The sequence below is a fragment of the Nocardioides bigeumensis genome (assembly GCF_039531755.1).
GTDB classification, from domain to species: domain Bacteria; phylum Actinomycetota; class Actinomycetes; order Propionibacteriales; family Nocardioidaceae; genus Nocardioides; species Nocardioides bigeumensis.
In genome coordinates, this window is the sequence record NZ_BAAAQQ010000001.1 from 76,791 (window position 1) to 99,157 (window position 22,367).

General features: G+C 71.4%; 18 protein-coding genes. 7 read left to right on the forward strand and 11 right to left on the reverse strand.

Annotated features, from left to right (window positions below; all coding sequences use genetic code 11):
* Positions 1 to 39 precede the first annotated feature (39 nt).
* The 4 genes from ABD295_RS00410 to dapA all read right to left on the reverse strand — a co-directional run bounded on the left by ABD295_RS00410 (position 40) and on the right by dapA (position 7,188).
* A complete protein-coding gene (locus tag ABD295_RS00410) occupies positions 40 to 1,872 on the reverse strand; it encodes a helix-turn-helix domain-containing protein (protein WP_344301498.1) in 1,833 nt (610 codons plus the stop codon).
* 5 nt (positions 1,873 to 1,877) lie between these two features.
* On the reverse strand, positions 1,878 to 4,445 hold the full coding sequence (locus ABD295_RS00415; protein WP_344301499.1) for a DNA translocase FtsK: 2,568 nt from the start codon (positions 4,443 to 4,445) through the stop codon (positions 1,878 to 1,880).
* A gap of 72 nt (positions 4,446 to 4,517) precedes the next feature.
* Positions 4,518 to 6,209, reverse strand: coding sequence for a ribonuclease J (locus ABD295_RS00420; RefSeq protein ID WP_344301500.1), 1,692 nt, complete (start codon positions 6,207 to 6,209; stop codon positions 4,518 to 4,520).
* 73 nt (positions 6,210 to 6,282) lie between these two features.
* A complete protein-coding gene (dapA, locus tag ABD295_RS00425; protein ID WP_344301501.1) occupies positions 6,283 to 7,188 on the reverse strand; it encodes a 4-hydroxy-tetrahydrodipicolinate synthase in 906 nt (301 codons plus the stop codon).
* Between the two features lie 162 nt (positions 7,189 to 7,350).
* Here dapA and ABD295_RS00430 point away from each other — a divergent pair, with 162 nt between their 5' ends.
* Entirely contained in the window at positions 7,351 to 9,564 is a 2,214-nt protein-coding gene (locus ABD295_RS00430; protein WP_344301502.1) for a CHAP domain-containing protein, read from the forward strand.
* A 23-nt stretch (positions 9,565 to 9,587) separates the two neighbouring features.
* On the opposite strand, the gene ABD295_RS00435 is transcribed toward ABD295_RS00430, so the two are convergent.
* Genes ABD295_RS00435 through ABD295_RS00450 form a run of 4 tightly spaced genes read right to left on the reverse strand, consistent with a single transcriptional unit; the run spans position 9,588 to position 12,165 of the window.
* The gene (locus ABD295_RS00435; RefSeq protein ID WP_344301503.1) at positions 9,588 to 9,938 is read right to left on the reverse strand and encodes a GntR family transcriptional regulator; all 351 of its coding nucleotides are present in this window, start codon (positions 9,936 to 9,938) and stop codon (positions 9,588 to 9,590) included.
* Between the two features lie 4 nt (positions 9,939 to 9,942).
* Entirely contained in the window at positions 9,943 to 10,470 is a 528-nt protein-coding gene (locus ABD295_RS00440) for a dihydrofolate reductase (RefSeq protein WP_344301504.1), read from the reverse strand.
* Positions 10,467 to 11,279 carry a thymidylate synthase gene (locus ABD295_RS00445; RefSeq protein WP_344301505.1) on the reverse strand — a complete coding sequence of 271 codons (813 nt, stop codon included), beginning with the start codon at positions 11,277 to 11,279 and terminating at the stop codon, positions 10,467 to 10,469. Before ABD295_RS00445 ends, ABD295_RS00440 begins: the two co-directional genes overlap by 4 nt.
* Before the next feature lie 28 nt (positions 11,280 to 11,307).
* Positions 11,308 to 12,165, reverse strand: coding sequence for a PhzF family phenazine biosynthesis protein (locus ABD295_RS00450; protein WP_344301506.1), 858 nt, complete (start codon positions 12,163 to 12,165; stop codon positions 11,308 to 11,310).
* Between the two features lie 239 nt (positions 12,166 to 12,404).
* On the opposite strand from ABD295_RS00450, the gene ABD295_RS00455 reads away from it, so the two are divergent.
* On the forward strand, positions 12,405 to 13,904 hold the full coding sequence (locus ABD295_RS00455) for an MFS transporter (RefSeq protein WP_344301508.1): 1,500 nt from the start codon (positions 12,405 to 12,407) through the stop codon (positions 13,902 to 13,904).
* Between the two features lie 19 nt (positions 13,905 to 13,923).
* Here ABD295_RS00455 and ABD295_RS00460 read toward each other — a convergent pair whose 3' ends face one another.
* Both ABD295_RS00460 and gcvT read right to left on the reverse strand, forming a co-directional pair.
* Positions 13,924 to 14,178, reverse strand: a complete 255-nt coding sequence (locus ABD295_RS00460) for a hypothetical protein (protein ID WP_344301704.1) — start codon at positions 14,176 to 14,178, stop codon at positions 13,924 to 13,926.
* On the reverse strand, positions 14,178 to 15,287 hold the full coding sequence (gene gcvT, locus ABD295_RS00465; RefSeq protein ID WP_344301510.1) for a glycine cleavage system aminomethyltransferase GcvT: 1,110 nt from the start codon (positions 15,285 to 15,287) through the stop codon (positions 14,178 to 14,180). The genes ABD295_RS00460 and gcvT overlap by 1 nt, the downstream gene beginning before the upstream one ends.
* A gap of 84 nt (positions 15,288 to 15,371) precedes the next feature.
* On the opposite strand from gcvT, the gene ABD295_RS00470 reads away from it, so the two are divergent.
* Positions 15,372 to 16,898 carry a leucyl aminopeptidase gene (locus ABD295_RS00470; protein ID WP_344301511.1) on the forward strand — a complete coding sequence of 509 codons (1,527 nt, stop codon included), beginning with the start codon at positions 15,372 to 15,374 and terminating at the stop codon, positions 16,896 to 16,898.
* On the opposite strand, the gene ABD295_RS00475 is transcribed toward ABD295_RS00470, so the two are convergent.
* Positions 16,899 to 17,264: a hypothetical protein gene (locus tag ABD295_RS00475; protein WP_344301512.1), complete on the reverse strand. Its 366-nt coding sequence runs from the start codon at positions 17,262 to 17,264 to the stop codon at positions 16,899 to 16,901.
* A 170-nt stretch (positions 17,265 to 17,434) separates the two neighbouring features.
* Between ABD295_RS00475 and lpdA the strand changes: the two genes are divergently transcribed.
* The 4 genes from lpdA (at position 17,435) to ABD295_RS00495 (ending at position 22,359) form a co-directional block, all read left to right on the forward strand.
* Positions 17,435 to 18,811, forward strand: coding sequence for a dihydrolipoyl dehydrogenase (gene lpdA / locus ABD295_RS00480; protein ID WP_344301514.1), 1,377 nt, complete (start codon positions 17,435 to 17,437; stop codon positions 18,809 to 18,811).
* Positions 18,812 to 18,908: 97 nt separating this feature from the next.
* A complete protein-coding gene (sucB, locus tag ABD295_RS00485) occupies positions 18,909 to 20,843 on the forward strand; it encodes a 2-oxoglutarate dehydrogenase, E2 component, dihydrolipoamide succinyltransferase (protein ID WP_344301515.1) in 1,935 nt (644 codons plus the stop codon).
* Positions 20,844 to 20,879: 36 nt separating this feature from the next.
* On the forward strand, positions 20,880 to 21,767 hold the full coding sequence (locus ABD295_RS00490; RefSeq protein WP_344301516.1) for a TIGR01777 family oxidoreductase: 888 nt from the start codon (positions 20,880 to 20,882) through the stop codon (positions 21,765 to 21,767).
* A 58-nt stretch (positions 21,768 to 21,825) separates the two neighbouring features.
* Entirely contained in the window at positions 21,826 to 22,359 is a 534-nt protein-coding gene (locus tag ABD295_RS00495; RefSeq protein WP_344301517.1) for a hypothetical protein, read from the forward strand.
* Positions 22,360 to 22,367 lie beyond the last annotated feature (8 nt).

The window sequence follows — 22,367 nt, forward strand, 5'->3', positions numbered from 1 at the left end:
TCGAGTATGCCGGGTCGGCAACCGCCGGCCACCTCCCGGTCAGCCGCGCACGACGTACGTCTCGGTCGCTTCCTGGCCGGTCTCGCCGACGGCGCCGCGCTCGGAGCCGTCCACGACGACCTCGACCGAGCCGTCGGAGGTCTCGACCTGGATGGGCGGCGACACCTCGAGAGAGGCGGTCTGCCCGTAGGCCAGGTCGCCGGTGTAGACGATCTTGCCGGTGCCGTCGCGCACCACCAGGTGGGCGCCACCGCCTGCTGCCCGCACGAGGACCGGGACCGTGGGCCCGGCAGCCCGGTTGCCGTGGCCCGGTCCGGCAGAGCCGTTGAGCGCAGGAGCGAGCTTCTGCTCGACCGGTGAGTCCATGATCAACCGGGCGATCGACCAGGCCAGGACCAGCGCCATCACCGCGGCGACGAGCACCGACCAGTTGGGCCCGCCGCGCGTCGAGCGGATCGAGCCGCCCGACGCCAGCTCGACCTGGAAGACCCGTCGCGGGTCGACGGGCGCCTGGGAGTAGCGCTCTTCGTACGCCGCCAACAGCGGCGGCGCGTCGAGCCCGAGCACCCGCGCCAGCGTGCGCAGGTGGCCCCGGGCGTAGAAGTCGCCACCACACCGAGCGAAGTCGTCGACCTCGATCGCCTCGATCACGTGCGGACGGATCCGCGTGCGCTCGGCCAGCTGGTCGACGCTGAGGCCGAGCCGGGTCCGAGCCGCCGCGAGCTCGGGTCCGACGACAGGGTCCGGAGCCGGCTCGGGGGCATCGTCGTCGACTTGCAGGGTCTCGACGGGGTCTCCGGTCGGGGCCACGAGGTGGACGGGGGTCTCGGCGAAGAGCTCGCGGTCACCCCAGGCCTGCGTGTCCTCCACCAGCGACACGCTCCCGGCACGCCGGAGCTCACCGGGCTGGCGGACGTCGTGGTCGAGAGCTTCGTCGTCGTCGGCGGCGCGGTTGAGGTCGACCGTGACCTCGGCGCGACGACCGGACACGGTCTCCCGCAGGGGGGCGGGGGTGCTGCTGGCAGCCAGCTGCTCGATGGTGCCGGCGAGTGCGGGCCGAGGGTCGTGGACGAGGCGGCGCCAGCGGCCAGCAGGGCGCTCGGCGCCCTCGGCCGGCCCGGCGTCGTGGTGGTCGGTGTCTCCGACAGTGTCGCTGTCGACGGTGCCGACGGTGTCGTCGGTGCCGTCGCTGTCGTCGCTGTCGACGTCGACGAGGAGCTCGGCGGGCAGGGCCTCGACCACGAGGGCGCGTCCGCCCGCCAGCTCCTGCAGGGCGGCGGTCAGCTCGTCCGGGTGGTGGCTGACCCGGGTGGCCAGCCCCAGCGGAACGGCCAGCGGCTCGCCGTACAGCCGCTCGCTCCATCGTGCCTGCCGTCGGGCCGCACCGGTGAGCTCGTCGACGACGTGGTGGGGGGTCCGCGAGACGAACAGGAGGCGACCATCGCGCAGCCGGCCGCGCGGGTCGTGCTCGACCCGCTCGAGCGAGGCCCAGGTCAGGCCGCGCCAGGTGCGCCCGAGGCGGATGCGCACACCGTGCGGATCCGCGACGAGCAGCGGTGTGCGCGAGTCGGCCAGCCCGGCGGCGTACCCGGCGAAGATCGCGGCCATGAGCCCCGTCAGCGCCCAGTCGAGCGCCGACCCGCCGCTGAGCGAGCGGACGAGGTAGGCCGCCCCCACCGCGCCCGCGATCAGCGCGACGGCGGCGTGCACCCGGCCGTCACGCCTGACCACGACGGCGTCCGGGGCGATGACGAGGGCGCGGGTGCGCCCCGAATCGCCACCCGCCTCGCCACTCGAGTCTCTGGGGTCGCCCGGGTCGCCCGCCTCCAGGCTCTCGTCGAAGTCGAAGTCCTGTGCCTCTGCAGCGCCCATGGTGCTCAGCCCTCCCCCTGGAGCGTGGCGATGACCTGGTCGATCTCGTCGGGCTTCACCAGCACGTCGCGTGCCTTGGAGCCCTCGCTCGGGCCGACGACTCCCCGGCTCTCGAGGATGTCCATCAGCCGGCCCGCCTTGGCGAACCCGACGCGCAGCTTGCGCTGCAGCATCGACGTGGACCCGAACTGCGTGGAGACCACGAGCTCGATCGCCTGCACGACGAGGTCCATGTCGTCGCCGATGTCGTCGTCCAGATCGCGCTTGGCCGCCTGCGGCGCGGTGACGTCCTCGCGGTACGTCGGCTCGAGCTGGGCCTTGCAGTGCGCGACGACCTGGTGGACCTCGGCCTCGGTGACCCACGACCCCTGGACGCGCACCGGCTTGGACGCGCCCATCGGCAGGAAGAGCCCGTCACCCTGTCCGACCAGCTTCTCGGCGCCCGGCTGGTCGAGGATCACCCGGCTGTCGGCCAGCGAGGACGTCGCAAAGGCCAGTCGGGACGGCACGTTGGCCTTGATCAAGCCGGTGACGACGTCGACCGACGGGCGCTGCGTGGCGAGCACCAGGTGGATGCCGGCGGCACGGGCGAGCTGGGTGATCCGGACGACGGCGTCCTCGACGTCGCGCGGGGCGACCATCATCAGGTCGGCGAGCTCGTCGACGACGACCAGCAGGTACGGGTAGGGAGTCAGCTCCCGCTCACTGCCCGCCGGCACCTTCACCTTGCCCGCGCGGACCGCCTTGTTGAAGTCGTCGACGTGCCGGAAGCCGAAGTTGGCGAGGTCGTCGTACCTCATGTCCATCTCGCGCACGACCCAGGCCAGCGCCTCGGCGGCCTTCTTGGGGTTGGTGATGATGGGCGTGATGAGGTGCGGGATGCCTTCGTAGGAGTTCAGCTCGACCCGCTTGGGGTCGACCATGATCATCCGGACCTCGTCGGGCGTCGAGCGCATCAGGATCGAGGTGATCATCGAGTTGATGAACGACGACTTGCCGGAGCCGGTGGCGCCGGCGACCAGGAGGTGCGGCATCTTCGCCAGGTTGGCGACCACGAAGCCGCCCTCGACGTCCTTGCCGAGGCCGCACACCATCGGGTGGTGGTCGCTGCGTGCGTTGCCGGAGCGGAGCACGTCGCCGAGGGAGACGATCTCCTTGTCCATGTTGGGGATCTCGATCCCGATGGCGGACTTGCCCGGGATCGGCGAGAGGATCCGCACGTCCGCGGACGCGACGGCGTAGGCGATGTTCTTCGAGAGCGCGGTGACCTTCTCGACCTTCACCGCCGGGCCGAGCTCGACCTCGTAGCGGGTGACCGTCGGGCCGCGCGTGTAGCCGGTCACGACGGCGTCGATCGCGAACTCCTCCATCACCTGGGTCAACCGGCCGACGATGTCGTCGCTGGCCTTCGAGCGCGCCTTGTGCACCGAGCCGGGCTTGAGCACCTCGTTGGCGGGCAAGGAGTAGGTGATGTCGCCGGACAGCGCGAGCTGCTCCACCCGCTGCGGCAGCGGGGTGTGCGGAGGTGGCTGCAGGTCCGCTGCGTCGAGGTGCGTCTCCTCGGTCGGGGCGTCCTCGACCTGCGCCTTCTTGCGGCCGCGCTTGCTCATCTCGCGGTCCTCGAGCACCGGGCTGTCGTACGCCGGGTCGCCCTCGGGCACCGCGTCCGGGTCGAAGGGCTTGCGGCGCCTGGTCCGGATCGGCTGGGTGTCCTCGAGGTGAAGCCCGTCGCGCACCGCGTCGGGCTGCTCGTCGGCTGCCTCGCGGCCGAGCAGCCGGTCGCGGAAGGCGGCCAGCTTGTGGGGCACCTGGTAGACGGGGGTGGCGGTGATCACCAGCAGGCCGAAGAAGGCCACCAGCGCGAGCAGGGGCACCACGACGTACGCCGAGCGCAGCAGGTCGAGCAGCAGGCTGGACACGACGTAGCCGATCGCGCCGCCGCCCTCCTGCAGCGGGCTGGCGTCGCCCAGCTGGGGCTGGGGGTTGCCTGCGGCGACGTGCACGATGCCCAGGACGCCGAAGGCGAGGGCGAGCCAACCGATCAGCTGGCGACCGACCGGGCCGTTGTGCTCGGGGTCGCGCATGTTGCGCACGCCGACCACGACCAGCATGACCGGGACCAGCCAGCCGACCTTGCCGACCGAGCCGGCCACGATGGTGCGGACCGTCTCGGCCGGACCACCGGGCAGCTGCCACCAGACCGCGGCCGCGGCAACCACGCCCAGGCCGATCAGCAGGAGGCCGACGCCGTCACGACGGTGCTCGGGGTCGAGCTCGCGCGCCGAGCGGCCGATGCCGCGGGCGGCTGCGCCGATGCCGTGGGCGACCGCCATCCAGACCGCGGCGGCGCCGCGACCGAGCATCGCGAAGAAGCGGAAGACCGGACCCGGCCCGCTGCGCACGGCGCGCGGCGCCGGGCGGGCAGCCTTCGACCGGCCGCGGCCCCTCTTGGAGGGTGCGGCCTTCCGTGCAGTGCTGCTTCGTCCTGAACTCCGGGATCGGGTGCTCGAGCGTCCTCGTGTGGACGTGCTCCTGCTCCGCGACCCCGGCGGGGAAGACGTCCGGGTCGCCATGCTCACGACCCTACGTGAGTCACACGAGCAACACCGGTCACATTCGAGCGTGTCGAGGTGACCGCTCGCGACTCAGGCCTCGATGACCACCGGGATGATCATCGGCCGGCGCCGATGGGCCTTGTTGACCCAGCGGCCGACCACGCGGCGTACGGTCTGCTGGAGCTGGTAGGAGCCGCCGACGCCCTCGCGCACGGCCGCGTCGAGCGCGTCGATGATCGGCTGCTTGATCTCGTCGAACATCGACTCGTCCTCGGCGAAGCCACGGGCGTGGATCTCCGGTCCGCTCACGACCTTGCCCGTGACCGAGTCGACGACCACGACCACGGAGATGAAGCCCTCCTCCCCCAGGATCCGACGGTCCTTCAGCGACGACTCGGTGATGTCACCTACCGACGACCCGTCGACGAAGACGTAGCCGACGTCGACCTTGCCGGCGATGCGGGCCTTGCCGTCGATGAGGTCGACGACGACGCCGTCCTCGGCGACCACGACGTTCTCGGGGGGTACGCCGGTGGCCTTGGCCAGCTCGGCGTTGGCCCGCATGTGCCTGATCTCGCCGTGGACCGGGATGACGTTGCGTGGGCGGACGATGTTGTAGCAGTAGAGCAGCTCACCGGCGCTGGCATGGCCGGAGACGTGGACGAGCGCGTTGCCCTTGTGGACGACCTGGGCACCCAAGCGGGACAGGCCGTTGATCACGCGGTAGACGGCGTTCTCGTTGCCGGGGATGAGCGACGAGGCCAGGATCACCGTGTCGCCCTCGGCGATGTGCACGAAGTCGTGGTTGTTCTGGGCGATCCGCGAGAGCGCCGACAACGGCTCGCCCTGCGAGCCTGTGGAGACCAGCACCTGGCGCTCCGGCGCCAGGTCCGCCAGGTCCTTGGGGTCGACCATCACGCCCGGTGGCACGTGGAGGTAGCCGAGGTCCTGGGCGATGCCCATGTTGCGGACCATCGAGCGCCCGACGTAGCCGACCTTGCGGCCATGCGCCACGGCCGCGTCGAGGATCTGCTGCACGCGGTGCACGTGCGAGGCGAAGCAGGCCACGATGATCCGCTTCTCGCTCTTGGCGAAGACGCGGTCGAGCACGGGCGAGATGTCGACCTCGGGCGTGGTGAAGCCGGGCACCTCGGCGTTGGTGGAGTCGGTGAGGAAGAGGTCCACCCCCTCCTCCCCCAGCCTGGCGAAGGCGCGCAGGTCGGTGATCCGGGAGTCGAGCGGCAGCTGGTCCATCTTGAAGTCGCCGGTGTGCAGCACCAGCCCGGCGGGCGTGCGGATGGCCACCGCCAACGCGTCCGGGATCGAGTGGTTGACCGCCACGAACTCGAGCTCGAACGGCCCGACCGTGAGCCGATCGCCCTCGGACACCACGTGGTGGACCGTCTCGCGCAGGCGGTGCTCGCGCAGCTTGGAGTCCAGCAGCGCCAAGGTGAGCTCGGACCCGATGAGCGGGATGTCGCCGCGCTCGCGGAGGAGGTACGGCGTCGCGCCGATGTGGTCCTCGTGCCCGTGGGTCAGGACCAGCGCCTCGACGGTGTCGAGCCGGTCCCTGATCGGCTCGAAGTCGGGAAGGATCAGATCGACGCCGGGGTGGTTCTCCTCGGGGAAGAGGACGCCGCAGTCGACAAGAAGCAGGCGGCCGGCGTACTCGAAGGCGGTCATGTTGCGACCGACCTCGCCCAGGCCGCCGAGCGGGATGACCCGGAGGCCGCCTTCCGCGAGGGGGCCGGGCGCGCTCAGCTCAGGATGGGGATGGCTCACGAGACTCGATTCGGTCGGGATGGGGTCGTGCGGACTGGTGTGGTCTCAGAAGGGTGTGTCTCGGACGGGCTGGTCACAGGACGCCGGCCGCGACGAGACCCGTGCGGAGCGCCGCGACCTCGTCGTCGTCCAGGGGCACCAAGGGACCACGGACGTTGCGGTTGTCGAGGACGCCGAGCAGCTCGAGGGCGGCCTTGGCGGTGGTCGCACCGTAGTTGGCGACGCCCATGATCGCGTCCACGGCCGGCAGCATGCGTTGGTACGCCGCCAGCGCGCCCGCCCGGTCGCCGTCGAAGAAGCGGTCGACCATCAGCCTGGTGTCGTCGCCGCAGGCATGACCCACCACGGAGACCGTGCCGCAGGCGCCGTGGGCGAGCCAGCCGAGCGTGCTGGCGTCGTCGCCGGAGTAGATGGCCAGGCCGGTGTCGCGCATGATCCGGACGCCGCGCGCGTAGTCGCCGACGGCGTCCTTGATCGCGACGACGCTGTCCCACTCGGCCGCGGCCGCGTAGGTCTCCGGGGCGATGGTCGTGGCGGTACGACCTGGGACGTCGTAGAGCATCACCGGCACACCGGTCGAGTCCACGACCTGCCGGAAGTGCTCGAGGACGCCTGCCTGGCTGGGCTTGCTGTAGTAGGGGGTGACGAGCAGGAGGCCGTCGGCGCCGACCTTCTCCGCCTGGCGGGCCAGCTCGACCGAATGGGCGGTGGCGTTGGTGCCGACGCCGGCGACGACGACCGCGCGGTCACCTACTGCGTCCTTCACGGCGCGGAGCAGGTCGCCGTCCTCGGCGACGGTCGTGGTGGGCGACTCGCCGGTGGTGCCCGACACCACCACGCCGTCATGGCCGTGCTCGACCAGGTGGGCGGCGATCCGTTGGGTGCCGTCGAGGTCGACCGACCCGTCGTCGCGGAAGGCGCTGGCCATCGCGGTGAGGACCCGCCCGAACGGGGCAGCCGGGGCCGTGGTCTCGGACATGCCTCCCAGGCTATCGCCCGACCACCCGCAGCCTTATAGCCCATCGCCCTGGCGAGTGGATCAGTTTGTGCGTTCTCGTCCGCGATCCGCACGTGGATCGCACCATCGGAGGGTGCCCTCGGGGGCGCCCGCCATATCTGCCTTCGAGGAGCACCGTCCACCGTGGCCAGCCTTTCCACACGACCGCGCCCCCGCGGCCGCCACCGCATTGAACGCCGCGCGCCTGGGGCGCGCGCTCTCTGCGTCGTCCTCGTCGTCGCCGGGCTGCTCCTCTCCGGCACCGCGGCCGCGACGGCCGACCCCGGTTGGGGACCCGGCGCACCCGAGCCCGGCCCCAAGCCGTCGGCCAACCCCCAACCGAAGAACCCCGGCCCCAAGACTCCTGCGAAGACGCCCGCGAAGCCTGAGAAGGAGGAGGAGCCGGAGCCCATCGGTTCCCCCGGCACGCACGCGGCGCACGACGGCTACGGCTACGGCTACCCCGAGGCGCCCGACTGCAACGAGGCGACCCTCGGCACCACGTGCGTCGGCGACAACCGCGGCTTCTACCAGGGCCAGTGCACCTCCTGGGTCGCCCACCGGCTGAGCCAGCGCAACGGCATCTCCTTCTCCAACTGGTACGCCGGTCGGCACTGGGGTGACGCGGTCGACTGGAAGGACGTCGCGAAGTCGATGGGCAAGAAGCCCGACAAGGTGCCCACCACGGGCGCGGTCGCGTGGTTCAAGCGCGGCCACGTCGCCTACGTCGAGCAGGTCAACTACGACGGCAGCATCGTGATCTCGGAGATGAACTTCGACGGCGCCAACGGCTTCCGCTTCGTCACCGTCTCGCGCGCCAGCGGCTACTGGCCCGACAAGTTCCTCCACCTCGCGGACGTCGTCCCTTACGACGCCACCGCGCCGACCGTCCCCGGAAAGCCGAGACTCGTCTCGCACCAGGGCCGGGTCGGCCTGGCCTGGCGCCCGTCGTACGACGGCTGGGGAGTGGCGGGGTACCGGATCTCCCGCGATGGCGCCCCGCTGGCGGTCACCACCCGCGCCACCTACTGGGACCGGCAGGTCTCCCCTGGTCAGGCCTACGTCTACACCGTCGTGGCCTTCGACCGCGCCGGCAACAGCTCACGGCCCGTGCGGGTCCGGCTCTCGCCCGGCGCCGAGTCGGCCGACCGCGCCTGGATCGACACCGACGCCGGCACCGCACTCTGCGGACGCACCGGAAAGACCGGGAAGCAGAAGGTGGCCTGCACCGTGCTGACCGACGTCGGCTGGCGACGGGCGCAGCTGCCGCGCCGCACCGACTGGGGCCACGTGGGGAGTCGGCACTTCGTCGAGGTGGCCGGGGACGCGGCGTACTGCCGCACCGTCGGGCGCCTCGCCCGACCTCGAGCCGTGTGCACGGTCCTCGACTCGACGACGATGACCTGGGGTCGCGACCTCCGGTCCGGACGGCTGCGCTTGCTCGCCGACGGTCGCACGTGGACGGCGACCGATGCAGGTCCCGCCGTGTGCGGTCTCGCCGGCGGTCCCCGGCACCAGCGACTCGGCTGCGCGGTCCTCGGCGAGCACGGCTGGCGCTACCGCTCGCTCAAGCGCGACATCCTGTGGGGTGCACCCACGAGCCGGGCGTTCGTCGCCCAGGGCGACAAGATGTCCTACTGCCGCACCGTCCGCCCGCAGCCCGGCTCTGCCCGGCTCTCCTGCACGCCGTTCTACGCGGAGAAGCTCGCCTGGGGCTACGACCGCAAGTCCGACCCCAAGGCGTCGGGTCCGACCGAGGGCACCTGGCTGCCGACGTCGGCCGGGCCCGCGCTCTGCGGAGGCACCGCTCCCGCCGGATGCCGGGTGCTCACCTGGTCGGGCTGGCGCTTCGTGAAGGCCCGCACCAACGGGGTCTCCCACGCCATGACCCAGGCGTACGTCGGCGACGGGTCCGGGGTCTCGTGGTGCCGGACCATCCGCTCCGGGTCGAAGTACCGACCGGCCTGCACCAGCCTGGACACCAAGAAGCTGCGCTGGCGCGCCGACGTGGTCGCCGGCCGCTCCGGTGCTCTCGAAGCGGTGAACCGCACCTGGATCGACACGGCGGCCGGCCCCGCGTTGTGTGGTCGCGCAGGGTCGGAGAAGCGGCAGGCGGTCGGTTGCCACGTCCTGGCAGACGGTTCCTGGACCTGGACCCGGACGAGCGGCCGCACGTCGTGGGGCAACGCCGACTACCGCGCCTTCCTGCCGACCGCCTCCGGGGTGTCCTACTGCCGCACCGTCGGCCGCTCGTCGCTCGCGTGCACGGGGCTCGACGTGGCTCCCGGGAGCGGCCTGACGTGGGACACCACCGAGACCTCGACCGGCACCGACCTGGCCCTCGCTGACGCCTTCTAGACCTTTCGGACCTGCAGTCTGTCTCAGGAGAGGCCGAGGCCCCGACGCACCAGCGCCAGGGCCTCCTTGCCGTCGACACCCAGGGCGCGGATCTTCTCGACGTACGCCGCGGCGGCCTCGCGCGCGGCCCGGTCCACCTGGTTGCCGCTGACGAACGTGCCGGAGCGACCGCGGGTGTCGACCACGCCCTCGGCCTCGAGCTCGCGGTAGGACCGCGCCACGGTGTTGGGCGCGATCCCGAGGTCGGCGGCCAGCCGGCGTACGGTCGGCAGCTTGTCGCCGGGCTGCAGCGCCCCTGAGGCGACCTGCGCGGTGATCTGCTGCTTCACCTGCTCGAACGGCGGCTCGGTGGCCGAGGCGTCGATGGTGATCACGATGTCAGCCTCCCACCGGGGGCAGCACCTGCTCGGGGGTCGGCCGTCGCTCCCACCACACGTAGTCGGCTTGGTCGCCGGGCTCCCGCTTCGTCTCGACCCACTCGGCCCGGTCCCAGGCGGGGTACGTCGTGTCCCCGTCCGGCGACATGTGCACCTCGGTCAGCACCTGGTGGGTCGCCTGCGGCAGCGCCAGCGCGTAGATCTGCGCCCCGCCCACGACCATCACGTCGCCGGGCAGGTCGACGGCGAGGGCCAGCGCGTCGTCGAAGGAGTGAGCGACGAGCACGCCGTCGGCCGACCACCCCGGATCACGGGTGATCACGACCGTCGTCCGCCCCGGCAGGGGTCTGCCGATGGAGTCGTACGTCGCCCGGCCCATCACGAGCGTGTGGCCCATGGTCACCGCCTTGAAGTGCGCGAAGTCCTCTGGAAGGCGCCAAGGGATGCCGCCGTCGACGCCGATCACGCCGTTGTCGGCGACGGCCGCGACCAGCACGACGCGCTTGCCGCCCGCGCCAGGGGAGGTCATACGGCGATGGGCGCCTTGATCCCCGGGTGCGGGTCGTAGCCCTCGACCGCGACGTGCTCGAGGTCGAAGCCGTCGATCTCCGTGATCGACGGGTCGAGCCAGAGCGTCGGCAGCGGCCGCGGCTCGCGGGTGAGCTGGAGCCGGGCCTGGTCGAGGTGGTTCGCGTAGAGGTGCGCGTCGCCGAGGGTGTGCACGAAGTCGCCGACACGCAGACCCAGGACCTGCGCGAACATGTGCGTCAGCAGGGCGTACGACGCGATGTTGAACGGCACGCCCAGGAACACGTCGGCGCTGCGCTGGTAGAGCTGGCAGCTGAGCCGCGCCGGTCCCCCGTCGTCGGCGGGCGCGACGTAGAACTGGAAGAACGCGTGGCACGGCGCCAGGGCCATGTCGGGGATGTCGGCGACGTTCCACGCGCTGACCAGGTGCCGCCGCGAGTCGGGGTCGTTGCGCAGCTGGTCGAGCACCAGCTTCACCTGGTCGATGTGCCGGCCGTCCGGGGCCGGCCACGAGCGCCACTGATAGCCGTAGACGGGGCCGAGGTCGCCGGCGTCGTCGGCCCACTCGTCCCAGATCGTGATGCCGCGGTCCTGCAGCCACTTGATGTTGGTGTCGCCCCGGAGGAACCACAACAGCTCACCGAAGACCGACCGGGTGTGCACCTTCTTGGTCGTCACCAGGGGGAAGCCCGCGGTGAGGTCGAAGCGCGTCTGGTGGCCGAAGACACTCAGCGTGCCGGTGCCGGTCCGGTCACCCTTCTCCACGCCCTCGTCGAGGATCCGCCGGAGAAGGTCGAGGTACTGCTGCACGACGCCGACCCTACGCCCCGACCGGGCCTCAGACGACGACCGTTCCCGCCACGATGGTGCGTGTCTCGCCACCGACCCAGATGGACCGGCCCTCGGTCTCGATGTGGACACGTCCCTGCCTGCCAAGGCAGGTTCCCTGCGAGGCGACGTACGCCGGCGGCAGGGTGCCGTTGCGCGTCAGCCACTGCGCCAGGCTGGCGTTGAGGCTGCCCGTGACCGGGTCCTCGACCACCCCGAGGCTCGGGCAGAACGCCCGCACCTCGACCAGCGGTTCACCCGCGCCGACGTCGGCGCCCGGGTAGCGGCCGACGACGCCGACCTCCAGGCCCGCGAAGGCGGACCAGTCGGGCCGCAGGCCGAGCACGGTCGCGGCGTCCGGCACCAGCACACCCACCCAGCCGGGACCGTTGTCGACCCACTCGACGTCCAGCACCTGCTCGGGCGACAGACGCAGGGCCGCGACGACCGCGCGGCGCTGCTCGGCCGTCACCCGGCCGGAGCGCACCAGGGGCGGAGCCTCGAAGGCCAGACGCCCACGGCTCCTGACCCGCACCTGCCCGGCGCCGCACTCCTGGACGAGCTCGCCCTCACGTCCGGGCACTCCCCCGGCATCCAGCCACGCGTGCGCGCTCCCCAGCGTCGGGTGGCCCGCGAAGGGCAGCTCCTCGGCAGGGGTGAAGATGCGCAGGCGGTAGTCCGCCTCGGCAGTGGTGGGCGGCAGCAGGAAGGTCGTCTCCGAGAGGTTGGTCCAGCGCGCGAAGCGGGCCATCTCCTCCCCCGTCATCCCGTCCGCGTCGTGGACGACGGCCACCGGGTTGCCCAGGTGCGGCTCGGCGGAGAAGACGTCGACCTGGCGGAACTCGCGGAACTCCTGTCGGGTGGACACGGGGCCAGCCTCGCCCACGAGCATCGTCCGCGGCCAGCCGCCTCCGTCCTCACGGTGGCGGGTCAGCGGCAGGCCGCCGCGCGCGCCCGGCAAACCAACACCTCCTCATGCGCCGGGCACTCGCGGGTACTTATGTGACCGGACCACCCCTGGGGGTCTGCCCGCACCGCGATGTGCGGGGGCAATGTCGAGAGAGCGCCTCCGCTCGGGGGGCATGCATGTGCGAGGGAGAAGCGTTCATGGCAGGCGTGCAGACCGGCACCATCACCACCGACATCCCGGCCCGGCTGGACCGGCTCCCCTGGTCCCGTTTCCACTGGCTGGTGGTGATCGGCCTCGGGACCGTGTGGATCCTCGACGGCCTCGAGGTGACCATCGTCGGCTCCATGTCCGACGCCCTGAAGGACGGTACGACGGGGCTGGGCATGTCCAGCTTCGACGTCGGCCTGGCCGGCGCGATCTACGTCGCCGGCGCCTGCATCGGTGCCCTGTTCTTCGGACAGCTCACCGACAAGCTCGGGCGCAAGAAGCTCTTCCTGATCACGTTGGCCGTCTACACGGTCGCGACGGTGCTGACGGCCTTCTCGATGAACCCCATGTGGTACTTCGCCTGCCGGTTCCTCACCGGCGCCGGGATCGGTGGCGAGTACGCCGCCATCAACTCCGCGATCGACGAGCTGATCCCCAAGAAGTACCGCGGCCGTGTCGACGTCGCCATCAACGGTTCGTTCTGGGTCGGTGCCGCCGGTGGCTCCCTGCTCACCATCCCTCTGCTCGACCCGACCCTGATCGACGCTGAGTGGGGCTGGCGCCTCGCCTTCGGCCTCGGCGCGATCCTCGCCGTCGGCATCCTGATCGTGCGCCGCAACGTGCCCGAGTCGCCGCGCTGGCTGTTCATCCACGGTCGCGAGGACGAGGGCGAGAAGATCGTCAAGGACATCGAGCACACCGTCGAGGGACAGTCCGGCTCGCTCCCCGAGCCGGAGGACGGCACCATCACGGTGCGCCAGCGCAAGACGATCAGCCTGGTGCTCATCGCGAAGACGGTCTTCACCCTCTACCCCAAGCGGACGGTGCTGTGCTTCTCGCTCTTCGTCGCGCAGGCCTTCCTCTACAACGCCTTCTTCTTCACCTACGGCGACACGCTGGGCACCTTCATGGACGTCAAGCAGACCGGCTACTACATCGCGATCTTCGCGGTCAGCAACTTCTGCGGCGCCCTCCTGCTGAGCCGGCTCTTCGACACCGTCGGCCGGGTCAAGATGATCGCCGGCACCTACCTGATCTCCGGGGTCGGTCTCGCCATCGCCGGCATGATGCTCGGCAGCCTCACCGCGGTCACCCTGACGATGTTCGGCGCGGCGATCTTCTTCTTCGCCTCGGCGGGCGCCAGCGCGGCGTACCTCACCGCCAGTGAGGTCTTCCCGATGGAGACGCGCGCCCTGTGCATCGCGTTCTTCTACGCGATCGGTACGGCGGTCGGTGGCATCACCGGCCCGCTGCTCTTCGGCTCCCTCATCGAGAACGCGTCCGCGTCCAAGGACATCACCGGCATCGCGATCGGCTACTTCATCGGCGCCGCGTTGATGATCGTCGGTGGCATCGTCGCCATCGTGTTCGGCGTGCACGCCGAGGGTGAGTCGCTGGAGAACATCGCCACCCCGCTGACCGCGGAGGACGCCGACGTCGAGGGCGGCGGCCCCGGCACCGAGAAGGAGAAGCAGCCCAGCCCGGCGTAGTGGCCGGGGGTCGCGACGCTCAGGCGTGCAGCGACATCGGGCCGTAGACCTTGCGGTCGCCCTCGTGGAGCGTGACCCCGTCGACCCCCTGCTCGGCGAGGTCGGCCCACACCTCGCCCACCCACGACTCGGCGTCGGCCTGCGTCGGGAAGCGCTGCCCCGCGTGCTCGGGCGACACCTCGACGGCAGCGCCGGCGTCGTCCTCGAGCGACCACCACCACGGGTTCTCGGTCGGCGACGGCTCGCGGAACGTCGGCGGCTGATCAGGCAGCATCACGACTCACGCACCGAGGGCTGGACGAAGGGCGGCTTGACCAGCTGGAAGATCTCCCGGCGGCCTCGCACGTCGACACCCACCTCTGCGTCCGGGTTCACGAAAGTCGGAACCAACGCGAGCCCGATGCCCTTCTTCAGCGTCGGCGAGAAGGTCCCGGAGGTGATGTCGCACAGGGGTACGTCGGCCACCAGCGTGACACCCATGCCCGGCCTCGGGATGCCGCGGCCGACGGCAACCAGGCCGCGCAACCGCCGTCGCGGGCCGTCGGCGCGTTCCGCGGCCAGCACGTCCTTGCCCCAGAACGTGTCCTTGCCCCAGCCGACGGCCCAGCCGATCCCACCCTGGTTGGGGGTGACGTCGAGGGAGATGTCCTGGCCGTGCAGCGGATAGCCCATCTCGGTGCGCAGGGTGTCCCGCGCCCCGAGCCCGCACGGCAACATGCCGTGCTGCTCCCCTGCTTCGAGAAGTCGGTCCCACAGCTCGCCGGCGAGGTCGTTGGCAACGATGAGCTCGTAGCCGCGCTCGCCGGTGTAGCCGGTCCGGCAGACCACGACGCCCCCGGTGTCAGGTCCGGAACCGAACTCGGCTTCCACGAACGACATGTACTCGTGCCCGGCCGGAAGACCGACCGCTGTCAGGACCTCGTCGGAGAGGGTGCCCTGGACGGCCAGCACGGCGTAGTCGCGGTGGTGGTCGCGCACCGTGACCCCCTCGGGGGCCTCGGCCTGGAGGCGGCGGACGACCTCGGCGGTGTTGGCGGCGTTGGGAACGAGGAGCACGTGCTCGTCGTCCTGGTAGTAGGCGATGAGGTCGTCGACGATGCCCCCGGTCTCGGGGTCGCAGCACAGCGTGTACTGCGCCTGGCCCGGCGCGATCCGGCCGAGGTCGTTGGTGAGCGTCGCGTTGACGTACGCCGCCGCACCGGCGCCGGTGACCATCGCCTTCCCGAGGTGGGACACGTCGAAGATTCCTACCCGCTCGCGAACGGCCGTGTGCTCCTTCACGACACCAGTGGGGTACTCCAACGGCATCGACCAGCCACCGAACTCCGCGAGCTTGGCTCCGAGTGCGACGTGGCGGTCGTGAAGCGGGGACTGGAGCAGCATGCTGGCGAAGGTACTCCACGTCACGGTCGCGCCCGAGTCAGCCACGGTGTCTGCTTCTCTCGTGCTCGGGCCTATCCTTCCCGGGTGACGACGTACACGCTGCGGAGCGCGAGCCCCGCGAAGACTCGGGCCGACGCTGTCGTCGTCGGCCTCGTCCAGGCCCGCAACACCGTCGAGATCGCCGCGGGCGGTGAGGAAGTCGCGGCGGCGTACGGTCGCAAGCTGCGGCCGCTGCTAGCGGGGCTGGGTGCCACCGGCAAGCCCGGCGAGGTGACGAAGGTGCCGACCAACGGCGTCATCTCGTCGCCGCTCGTCGTGTTCGTCGGCATGGGGCGCAAGGCCGACCTCGATCCCGCGGGCGTACGCCGAGCCGCGGGTGTGGCCGCACGCTCGGTCGCCAACGCCGCGTCGGTGGCGCTGGCCCTGCCGGGCAGCACGCCCGCGCAGGTCCGCGCGGTCGTCGAGGGTTTCGACCTGGGCGGCTACACGTTCACGACGTACAAGCAGAAGAAGGACGCAGCCGACGAGGCACCGAGCGACGTCGTGGTGCTCAGCGCCGAGGGCCGCAAGCAGGAGGTCGTGACGGCCTTCGAGGAGGCGCAGGTGGTGGCGGCGGCTGTCGCCGACACCCGCGACTGGGTCAACCTCGCACCCGGAGACCTGCGCCCGCCGTCGTTCGCCGACGCCGTGCAGGACGCCGCCAAGGCAGCCTCCAGGAGCAAGGGCGGCGTCAAGGGCACCAAGGTCAAGGTCGTCGTCCACGACGAGAAGGCGCTGGCCGAGCTCGGCTGCGGTGGCATCCTCGGCGTCGGGCAGGGCTCGGCGGCCCCGCCGCGCCTGGTCGAGCTGACCTACGCGCCCCGCGGCGCGGTCGCGCACCTCGCCCTGGTGGGCAAGGGCATCACCTTCGACTCCGGCGGCCTGAGCATCAAGCCCGCCAACAGCATGCACACCATGAAGTGCGACATGGCCGGCGCGGCCGCGGTCGTCCAGGCGACGATCGCCATCGCGCGCCTGGGACTCCCGGTGAAGGTGTCCACCTTCGCCCCGATGGCGGAGAACATGGTCTCCGGCAACGCCACCCGGCCCGGCGACGTGCTGACGATGTACGGCGGCAGGACCGTCGAGGTGCTCAACACCGACGCCGAGGGCCGGCTGGTCCTCGCCGACGCGTTGGTGCGGGCGACGGAGCAGAAGCCCGACGTCATCCTCGACGTGGCCACGCTGACCGGCCACATGGTCGTGGCGCTCGGCGAGCGGATCGGCGGTGTGCTCGGCAGCGAGCAGGTCGTCGCCGACGTGATCGCCGCGGGTGAGTCCGCGGGCGAGGCCCACTGGGCGATGCCCATCACCGACGAGGTGGCGGAGCGGGTCAAGGGCAGCAAGATCGCCGACCTGCTCCAGCACGACTGGGTGCGCTACGGCGGTGGTCTCTACGCTGCTGCGTTCCTGCGCGAGTTCACCGACGGGATCGACTGGGCGCACCTCGACATCGCCGGGCCGGCGTTCAACTCGGGCGGTCCGTCCGGCCACTGGATCAGCGGGGGCACCGGCTTCGCCGTCGCGACGCTGGTCGACTTCGCCCGCGCGCTCGCCGCGTCGAAGGACTGACTAGAGCAGGCCGTCGCGCTTCTTGCGGCGGTTGAAGTCGCGCATCCGCTGAGGGATGCCGACCACCGCGGCGTCGTAGGACGGCACCCGGTGGTGGTTGCAGAACTGGTGCGCCCACGCGACCGACGGGACCCTTCGCCGCGTCCACTCGCCGTCGTGCGCCACCAGGAGCAGCGTCACGTCGCTGACCGCGGTGCGCGGCTCCACGAAGCCCTCGACGCCGGTGCGCTCGGCCACCCACGCGTTGAGGTGTTCCTCGTCGGCGCGCTCGGAGGCGCGCACACGGGTGGAGCCGGTGCGCGCGAGGTCACCCGACGGCCGTCGCGTCCGCGGCCGTGACCCGCGGAAGCGGTCGAACAATCCCATGGCGACATTGTGCCCGAGAGGTCCGCACGGAACCCGCACGTGAGCGTGGTCCGCCGCCCGCGGCACCCCGCGACGGCCTGGTCGCCCTCTTGTGATCTGCGACCCGGCAAGTGCAAGGATGGGTTGGTCATCACGCTGACCACCCCTGTGGCCGATCGGGAAGGACCACCGTGCCGGAGAAGTTCGACATCCTCGTTCTCGGGGCAGGATCCGGCGGTTACGCCTGTGCCCTGCGTGCCGCGCAGCTGGGACTCTCCGTCGGACTGGTCGAGAAGGGCAACCTCGGCGGCACCTGCCTGCACGTCGGGTGCATCCCGACCAAGGCCCTGCTGCACGCGGCCGAGATCGCCGACCAGGCGCGCGAGTCCGAGCAGTTCGGTGTGCGCGCGACGCTGGAGGGCATCGACATGCCCGGCGTCAACGCCTACAAGGACGGTGTCGTCTCCCGGCTCTTCAAGGGCCTGAGCGGGCTGATCAAGTCGCGCGGCATCACCGTCATCGAGGGCGAGGGCCGGATGACCGGGCCGCGTCAGGTGACCGTCGGCGACACGTCGTACGAAGGCGAGCACCTGGTGCTCGCGTCCGGCTCCTACTCCCGCAGCCTGCCCGGCCTCGACGTCGACGGCGAGCGGGTCATCACCTCCGAGCACGCGCTGCGCCTCGATCGGGTACCCGAGTCCGTGATCGTTCTCGGAGGCGGCGTCATCGGCGTCGAGTTCGCCAGCGTGTGGCGCTCCTTCGGCGCCGAGGTGACCATCGTCGAGGCCCTCCCCCGTCTCGTCGCGGCCGAGGACGAGGCGTCGTCGAAGGTCCTGGAGCGCACCTTCCGCAAGCGCGGGATCGCCTTCCGCACCGGCACTTCCTTCCAGAGCGTCAAGACCACCGACCAGGGGGTCGCCGTCACCGTCGAGGGCGGTGACGTCCTCGAGGCCGAGCTCCTGCTGGTGGCGGTCGGGCGCGGTCCGACCACGGACGGGCTCGGCTACGACGAGCAAGGGGTCGCGATGGAGCGCGGGTTCGTGCTCACCGACGACCGGCTGCGCACCAACCTCGACAAGGTGTACGCCGTCGGCGACATCGTGCCCGGCCTGCAGCTGGCCCACCGCGGCTTCCAGCAGGGCATCTTCGTCGCCGAGGAGATCGCCGGCCTCGCACCCGCGCTCATCGACGAGGCCGGGATCCCCCGCGTCACCTACTCCCACCCCGAGCTCGCCTCGGTCGGCCTGACCGAGGCACAGGCCGTCGAGAAGCACGGCGCCGAGGCGGTGCGCACCCTCACCTACGACCTCGGCGGCAACGGCAAGAGCCAGATCCTCAAGACCCAGGGCTTCGTCAAGCTGGTCAGCCTCGTCGACGGCCCTGTCGTCGGGATCCACCTCGTCGGCGACCGGGTCGGCGAGCTGATCGGCGAGGCCCAGCTGATCTACGGCTGGGAGGGTCACGCCGAGGACGTCGCCCCCCTTGTCCACGCCCACCCGACCCAGAACGAAGCGCTCGGCGAGGCTCACCTGGCCCTGGCCGGCAAGCCCCTGCACGCGCACTCGTGACCGCCTGACTGAGCCCCACCAACCTGATCACCAGCCCCACCCGACTTACCGCCCCACCCGACTTACCGCCCCACCCACCACCCCGTGAAGGAACCCCATGGCTACCGAAGTCACCCTCCCCGCCCTCGGCGAGTCCGTCACGGAGGGCACCGTCACCCGCTGGCTCAAGCAGGTCGGTGACGAGGTCGCGGTCGACGAGGCTCTCCTCGAGGTCTCGACCGACAAGGTCGACACCGAGATCCCCTCTCCCGTGGCCGGCACCCTGCTGGAGATCAAGGCCAACGAGGACGAGACCGTCGAGGTCGGCGGTCTCCTCGCCGTCATCGGGGACAAGGACGAGTCGTCGGGCGGCGGCGACAGCGGCGGCTCGGACGACACGGGGGCAGACCAACCTGCCGAGGAGGAGCTGCCGGCCGAGTCCGCCTCGGAGCCCGAGGACGAGCAGTCCGGGCAGTCCGGGCAGTCCGGGCAGTCCGAGCAGGACGCCCCGGCGTCCGAGCACGACGAGCCGGCAGCGGAGAGCAACCAGGGCACGGTCGAGTCGACGGACGACGCCGGTTCCGGCTCGAGCGGCGGGTCCGGCGGCTCGAGCGGCGGCGGGGGCGGGGGCGGGGGCAGTACCCCCGTCACGCTGCCCGCGCTGGGCGAGTCCGTCACCGAGGGCACGGTCACCCGCTGGCTCAAGCAGGTCGGTGACGAGGTCGCCGTCGACGAGGCACTCCTGGAGGTGTCCACCGACAAGGTCGACACCGAGATCCCCTCGCCGGTGGCCGGCACCCTGCTGGAGATCAAGGTCAGCGAGGACGAGACCGTCGAGGTCGGCGCCGAGCTGGCCATCATCGGCTCAGGTGACGGCTCCGGTGGCGCTGCGTCCGGTGACGGTGACGCCGAGCAGGCCGCACCCGAGCCGGAGCAGAAGTCGGAGCCGGAGCAGGAGGCAGAGCCCGAGCCGGAGACGAAGGCAGAGACGCAGGCAGAGCCTGAGCCTGAGCCCGAGCAGACGTCCGAGCCCGAGCAGAGGTCCCAGCCCGAGCAGAAGTCCCAGCCCGAGCAGAAGTCCCAGCCCGAGGCTCAAGCGGAGCCCGCAGCCAACACCGGTGGCGAGTCCGGCGACCGGGCGTACGTCACCCCACTGGTCCGCAAGCTGGCCACCCAGCACGGCGTCGACCTGGCGACGGTGACGGGATCGGGCGTGGGCGGTCGCATCCGCAAGCAGGACGTGCTCGACGCGGCGAAGGCCAAGGAGCAGCCGGCCGCGGCGCAGGAGACGCCGGCAGAGCCACCCGCCGCCGCACCCGCGGCGGCCGCGACCGAGTCGCCGCTGCGTGGCAAGACCGAACCGCTCTCGCGCCTGCGCAAGGTCATCGCCAAGCGGATGGTCGAGTCGCTCCAGGTGAGCGCCCAGCTGACCACGGTCGTCGAGGTCGACGTGACGTCGATCAGCCGGCTGCGCGACGCGCTCAAGGCCGACTTCGCCGCCCGTGAGGGCGTGAAGCTCACCTACATGCCCTTCTTCGCCAAGGCCGCGATCGATGCGCTCAAGCAGCACCCGTCGCTCAACTCGGCGATCGACACCGAGAAGGGCGAGGTCACCTACTTCGACCGCGAGAACCTCGCGATCGCGGTGGACACCGAGAAGGGCCTGCTCACGCCGGTCATCAAGGAGGCGGGCGACCTATCGATCGCGGGGCTGGCCCGCAAGATCGCCGATGTGGCCGAGCGCACCCGCACCAACAAGATCACGCCCGACGAGCTCTCGGGCGGGACCTTCACGCTCACCAACACCGGCAGCCGGGGCGCGCTCTTCGACACCCCGATCATCAACCAGCCGCAGGTCGCGATCCTCGGCACCGGCGCCGTCGTCAAGCGTGCGGTCGTGATCGACGACGACAACCTGGGCGAGACGATCGCGGTCCGCCAGATGGTCTACCTCGCGCTGACCTACGACCACCGCGTGGTCGACGGCGCGGACGCCGCGCGTTTCCTCGTCGACGTGAAGGGCCGCCTGGAGGGGGCCCAGTTTGAGGTCTGAGCCTCGTCCGGGTCGGGGGCTGACGTGAGGGTCTTGATGGCAGGTTCCTCGGGGTTCCTCGGCCAAGCGCTCACGTCGGCGTTTGCGGCCGAGGGTCACGAGGTCGTGCGCCTGGTCCGACGGGCGGCCGAGAGCGCCGACGAGCTGCAGTGGGACCCCTACACCGGGCGCCTCGAGCCCGACGCCGTCGAGCAGGCCGACGTCGTGGTCAACCTCGCCGGCGTGGCCACCGCCGGCAACCCGCACTCGAAGCGCTGGCAGCGCGAGATGCTCAGCAGCCGGGTGGCGACCACGGACACGTTGGCCAACGCGATCGCGTCGTCGTCCAGCCAGCCTGTGTTCCTGGCCCAGAACGCCATCGGGTTCTACGGCGACCACGGCAACGAGGTGCTGACCGAGGAGTCCAGCAGCCTCGGCGACTCGCTGCTCACGCAGGTGGCCCGCGCCTGGCAGCAGGCTGCGTCACCGGCGTCCGAGGCCGGGGCGCGCGTGGTCGTGCTGCGCACGTCTCCGGTCCTGGACCGGAAGGCCGCGCCGCTGCAGCAGCTGATCCTGCCGTTCCGGCTCGGACTCGGTGCGCGGCTCGGTGACGGCCGCCAGCACTTCGCGTGCATCTCGCTGCGCGACTGGCTCGCCGCCGTCCTCTTCCTGCTCGATCGCGAGTCGGCGGAGGGTCCGTTCAACCTCTGCTGCCCCGACACCCCGACCAACGCGGAGTTCACCGACGCCTTGGCGTCCGCGCTCGGGCGCAAGGCCCGGCTGGCCGCGCCCGCCGCGATCCTGCGCCGGGCCGCCGGCGCGGCGGCACCGGAGCTGCTCGGCTCGATCAACGCACGTCCGGCCGCCCTGGAAGCCGCTGGCTTCGAGTTCCGCGACCGCGACGTCCGCGACGTGATCGCGGCCGCCCTGGCCCAGCAGTCCTGACTTAGGCGCCTGTGGACAGCGCCCGACGCTGTCGGCTGGAAGCAGGCAGGCTGGCTGGGTGCGACAAGGACCAGCAGCAACCGGGATGCTGGCGATCATCGCGCTGGTGGTCGGCGCGGCGTTCGTCGAGGGCGGGTCCCTCGCTCCCGAGCCATCGACGGCCGCTGCGGGTGTGACCGTCCCCCACCTGGGCGCCCCCGAGGACCCTCTCACCGTCCTGCACGACTGGGACAGGCGGCGATCGGCGGCCTGGGCGACCGGCGACGCAGCCGCGCTCCGCGCCCTCTACGCCTCCGGGTCGGTCGCCGCGAGGCGCGACGTCCGGCTGCTGCGCGGCTACCTCGACCGGGGTCTGCGTGTCGAGGGCCTGACGACGCAGGTGCTCGACGCAGAGGTGCTGAGCCTGTCGGCGCGCCGGTTGGTCGTCTCGGTCACCGACCGCGTCGTCGGTGGCGTGGCCAGGGGGGCCGACTGGTCGACGGCGCTGCCGCGCGGTGCACCCGTGTCTCGTCGGGTCACGCTGGTGCGCGGGGGTCGTGGCTGGGTCGTCGCCGCCGTACACGAGCGCCTGCCTGCGGGTGGGTCGGGCTAGTCTGAGGA

Excerpts from the sequence above, each read along its gene's own strand:
- ABD295_RS00440 (WP_344301504.1), bottom strand. The coding sequence starts at position 10,470 with ATGACCTCCCCTGGCGCGGGCGGCAAGCGCGTCGTGCTGGTCGCGGCC.
- gcvT (WP_344301510.1), bottom strand. The coding sequence starts at position 15,287 with ATGCTGCTCCAGTCCCCGCTTCACGACCGCCACGTCGCACTCGGAGCC.
- ABD295_RS00410 (WP_344301498.1), bottom strand. The coding sequence starts at position 1,872 with ATGGGCGCTGCAGAGGCACAGGACTTCGACTTCGACGAGAGCCTGGAG.
- ABD295_RS00455 (WP_344301508.1), top strand. The coding sequence starts at position 12,405 with ATGGCAGGCGTGCAGACCGGCACCATCACCACCGACATCCCGGCCCGG.
- ABD295_RS00490 (WP_344301516.1), top strand. The coding sequence starts at position 20,880 with ATGGCAGGTTCCTCGGGGTTCCTCGGCCAAGCGCTCACGTCGGCGTTT.
- dapA (WP_344301501.1), bottom strand. The coding sequence starts at position 7,188 with ATGTCCGAGACCACGGCCCCGGCTGCCCCGTTCGGGCGGGTCCTCACC.
- ABD295_RS00415 (WP_344301499.1), bottom strand. The coding sequence starts at position 4,445 with ATGGCGACCCGGACGTCTTCCCCGCCGGGGTCGCGGAGCAGGAGCACG.
- ABD295_RS00475 (WP_344301512.1), bottom strand. The coding sequence starts at position 17,264 with ATGGGATTGTTCGACCGCTTCCGCGGGTCACGGCCGCGGACGCGACGG.
- ABD295_RS00460 (WP_344301704.1), bottom strand. The coding sequence starts at position 14,178 with ATGCTGCCTGATCAGCCGCCGACGTTCCGCGAGCCGTCGCCGACCGAG.
- sucB (WP_344301515.1), top strand. The coding sequence starts at position 18,909 with ATGGCTACCGAAGTCACCCTCCCCGCCCTCGGCGAGTCCGTCACGGAG.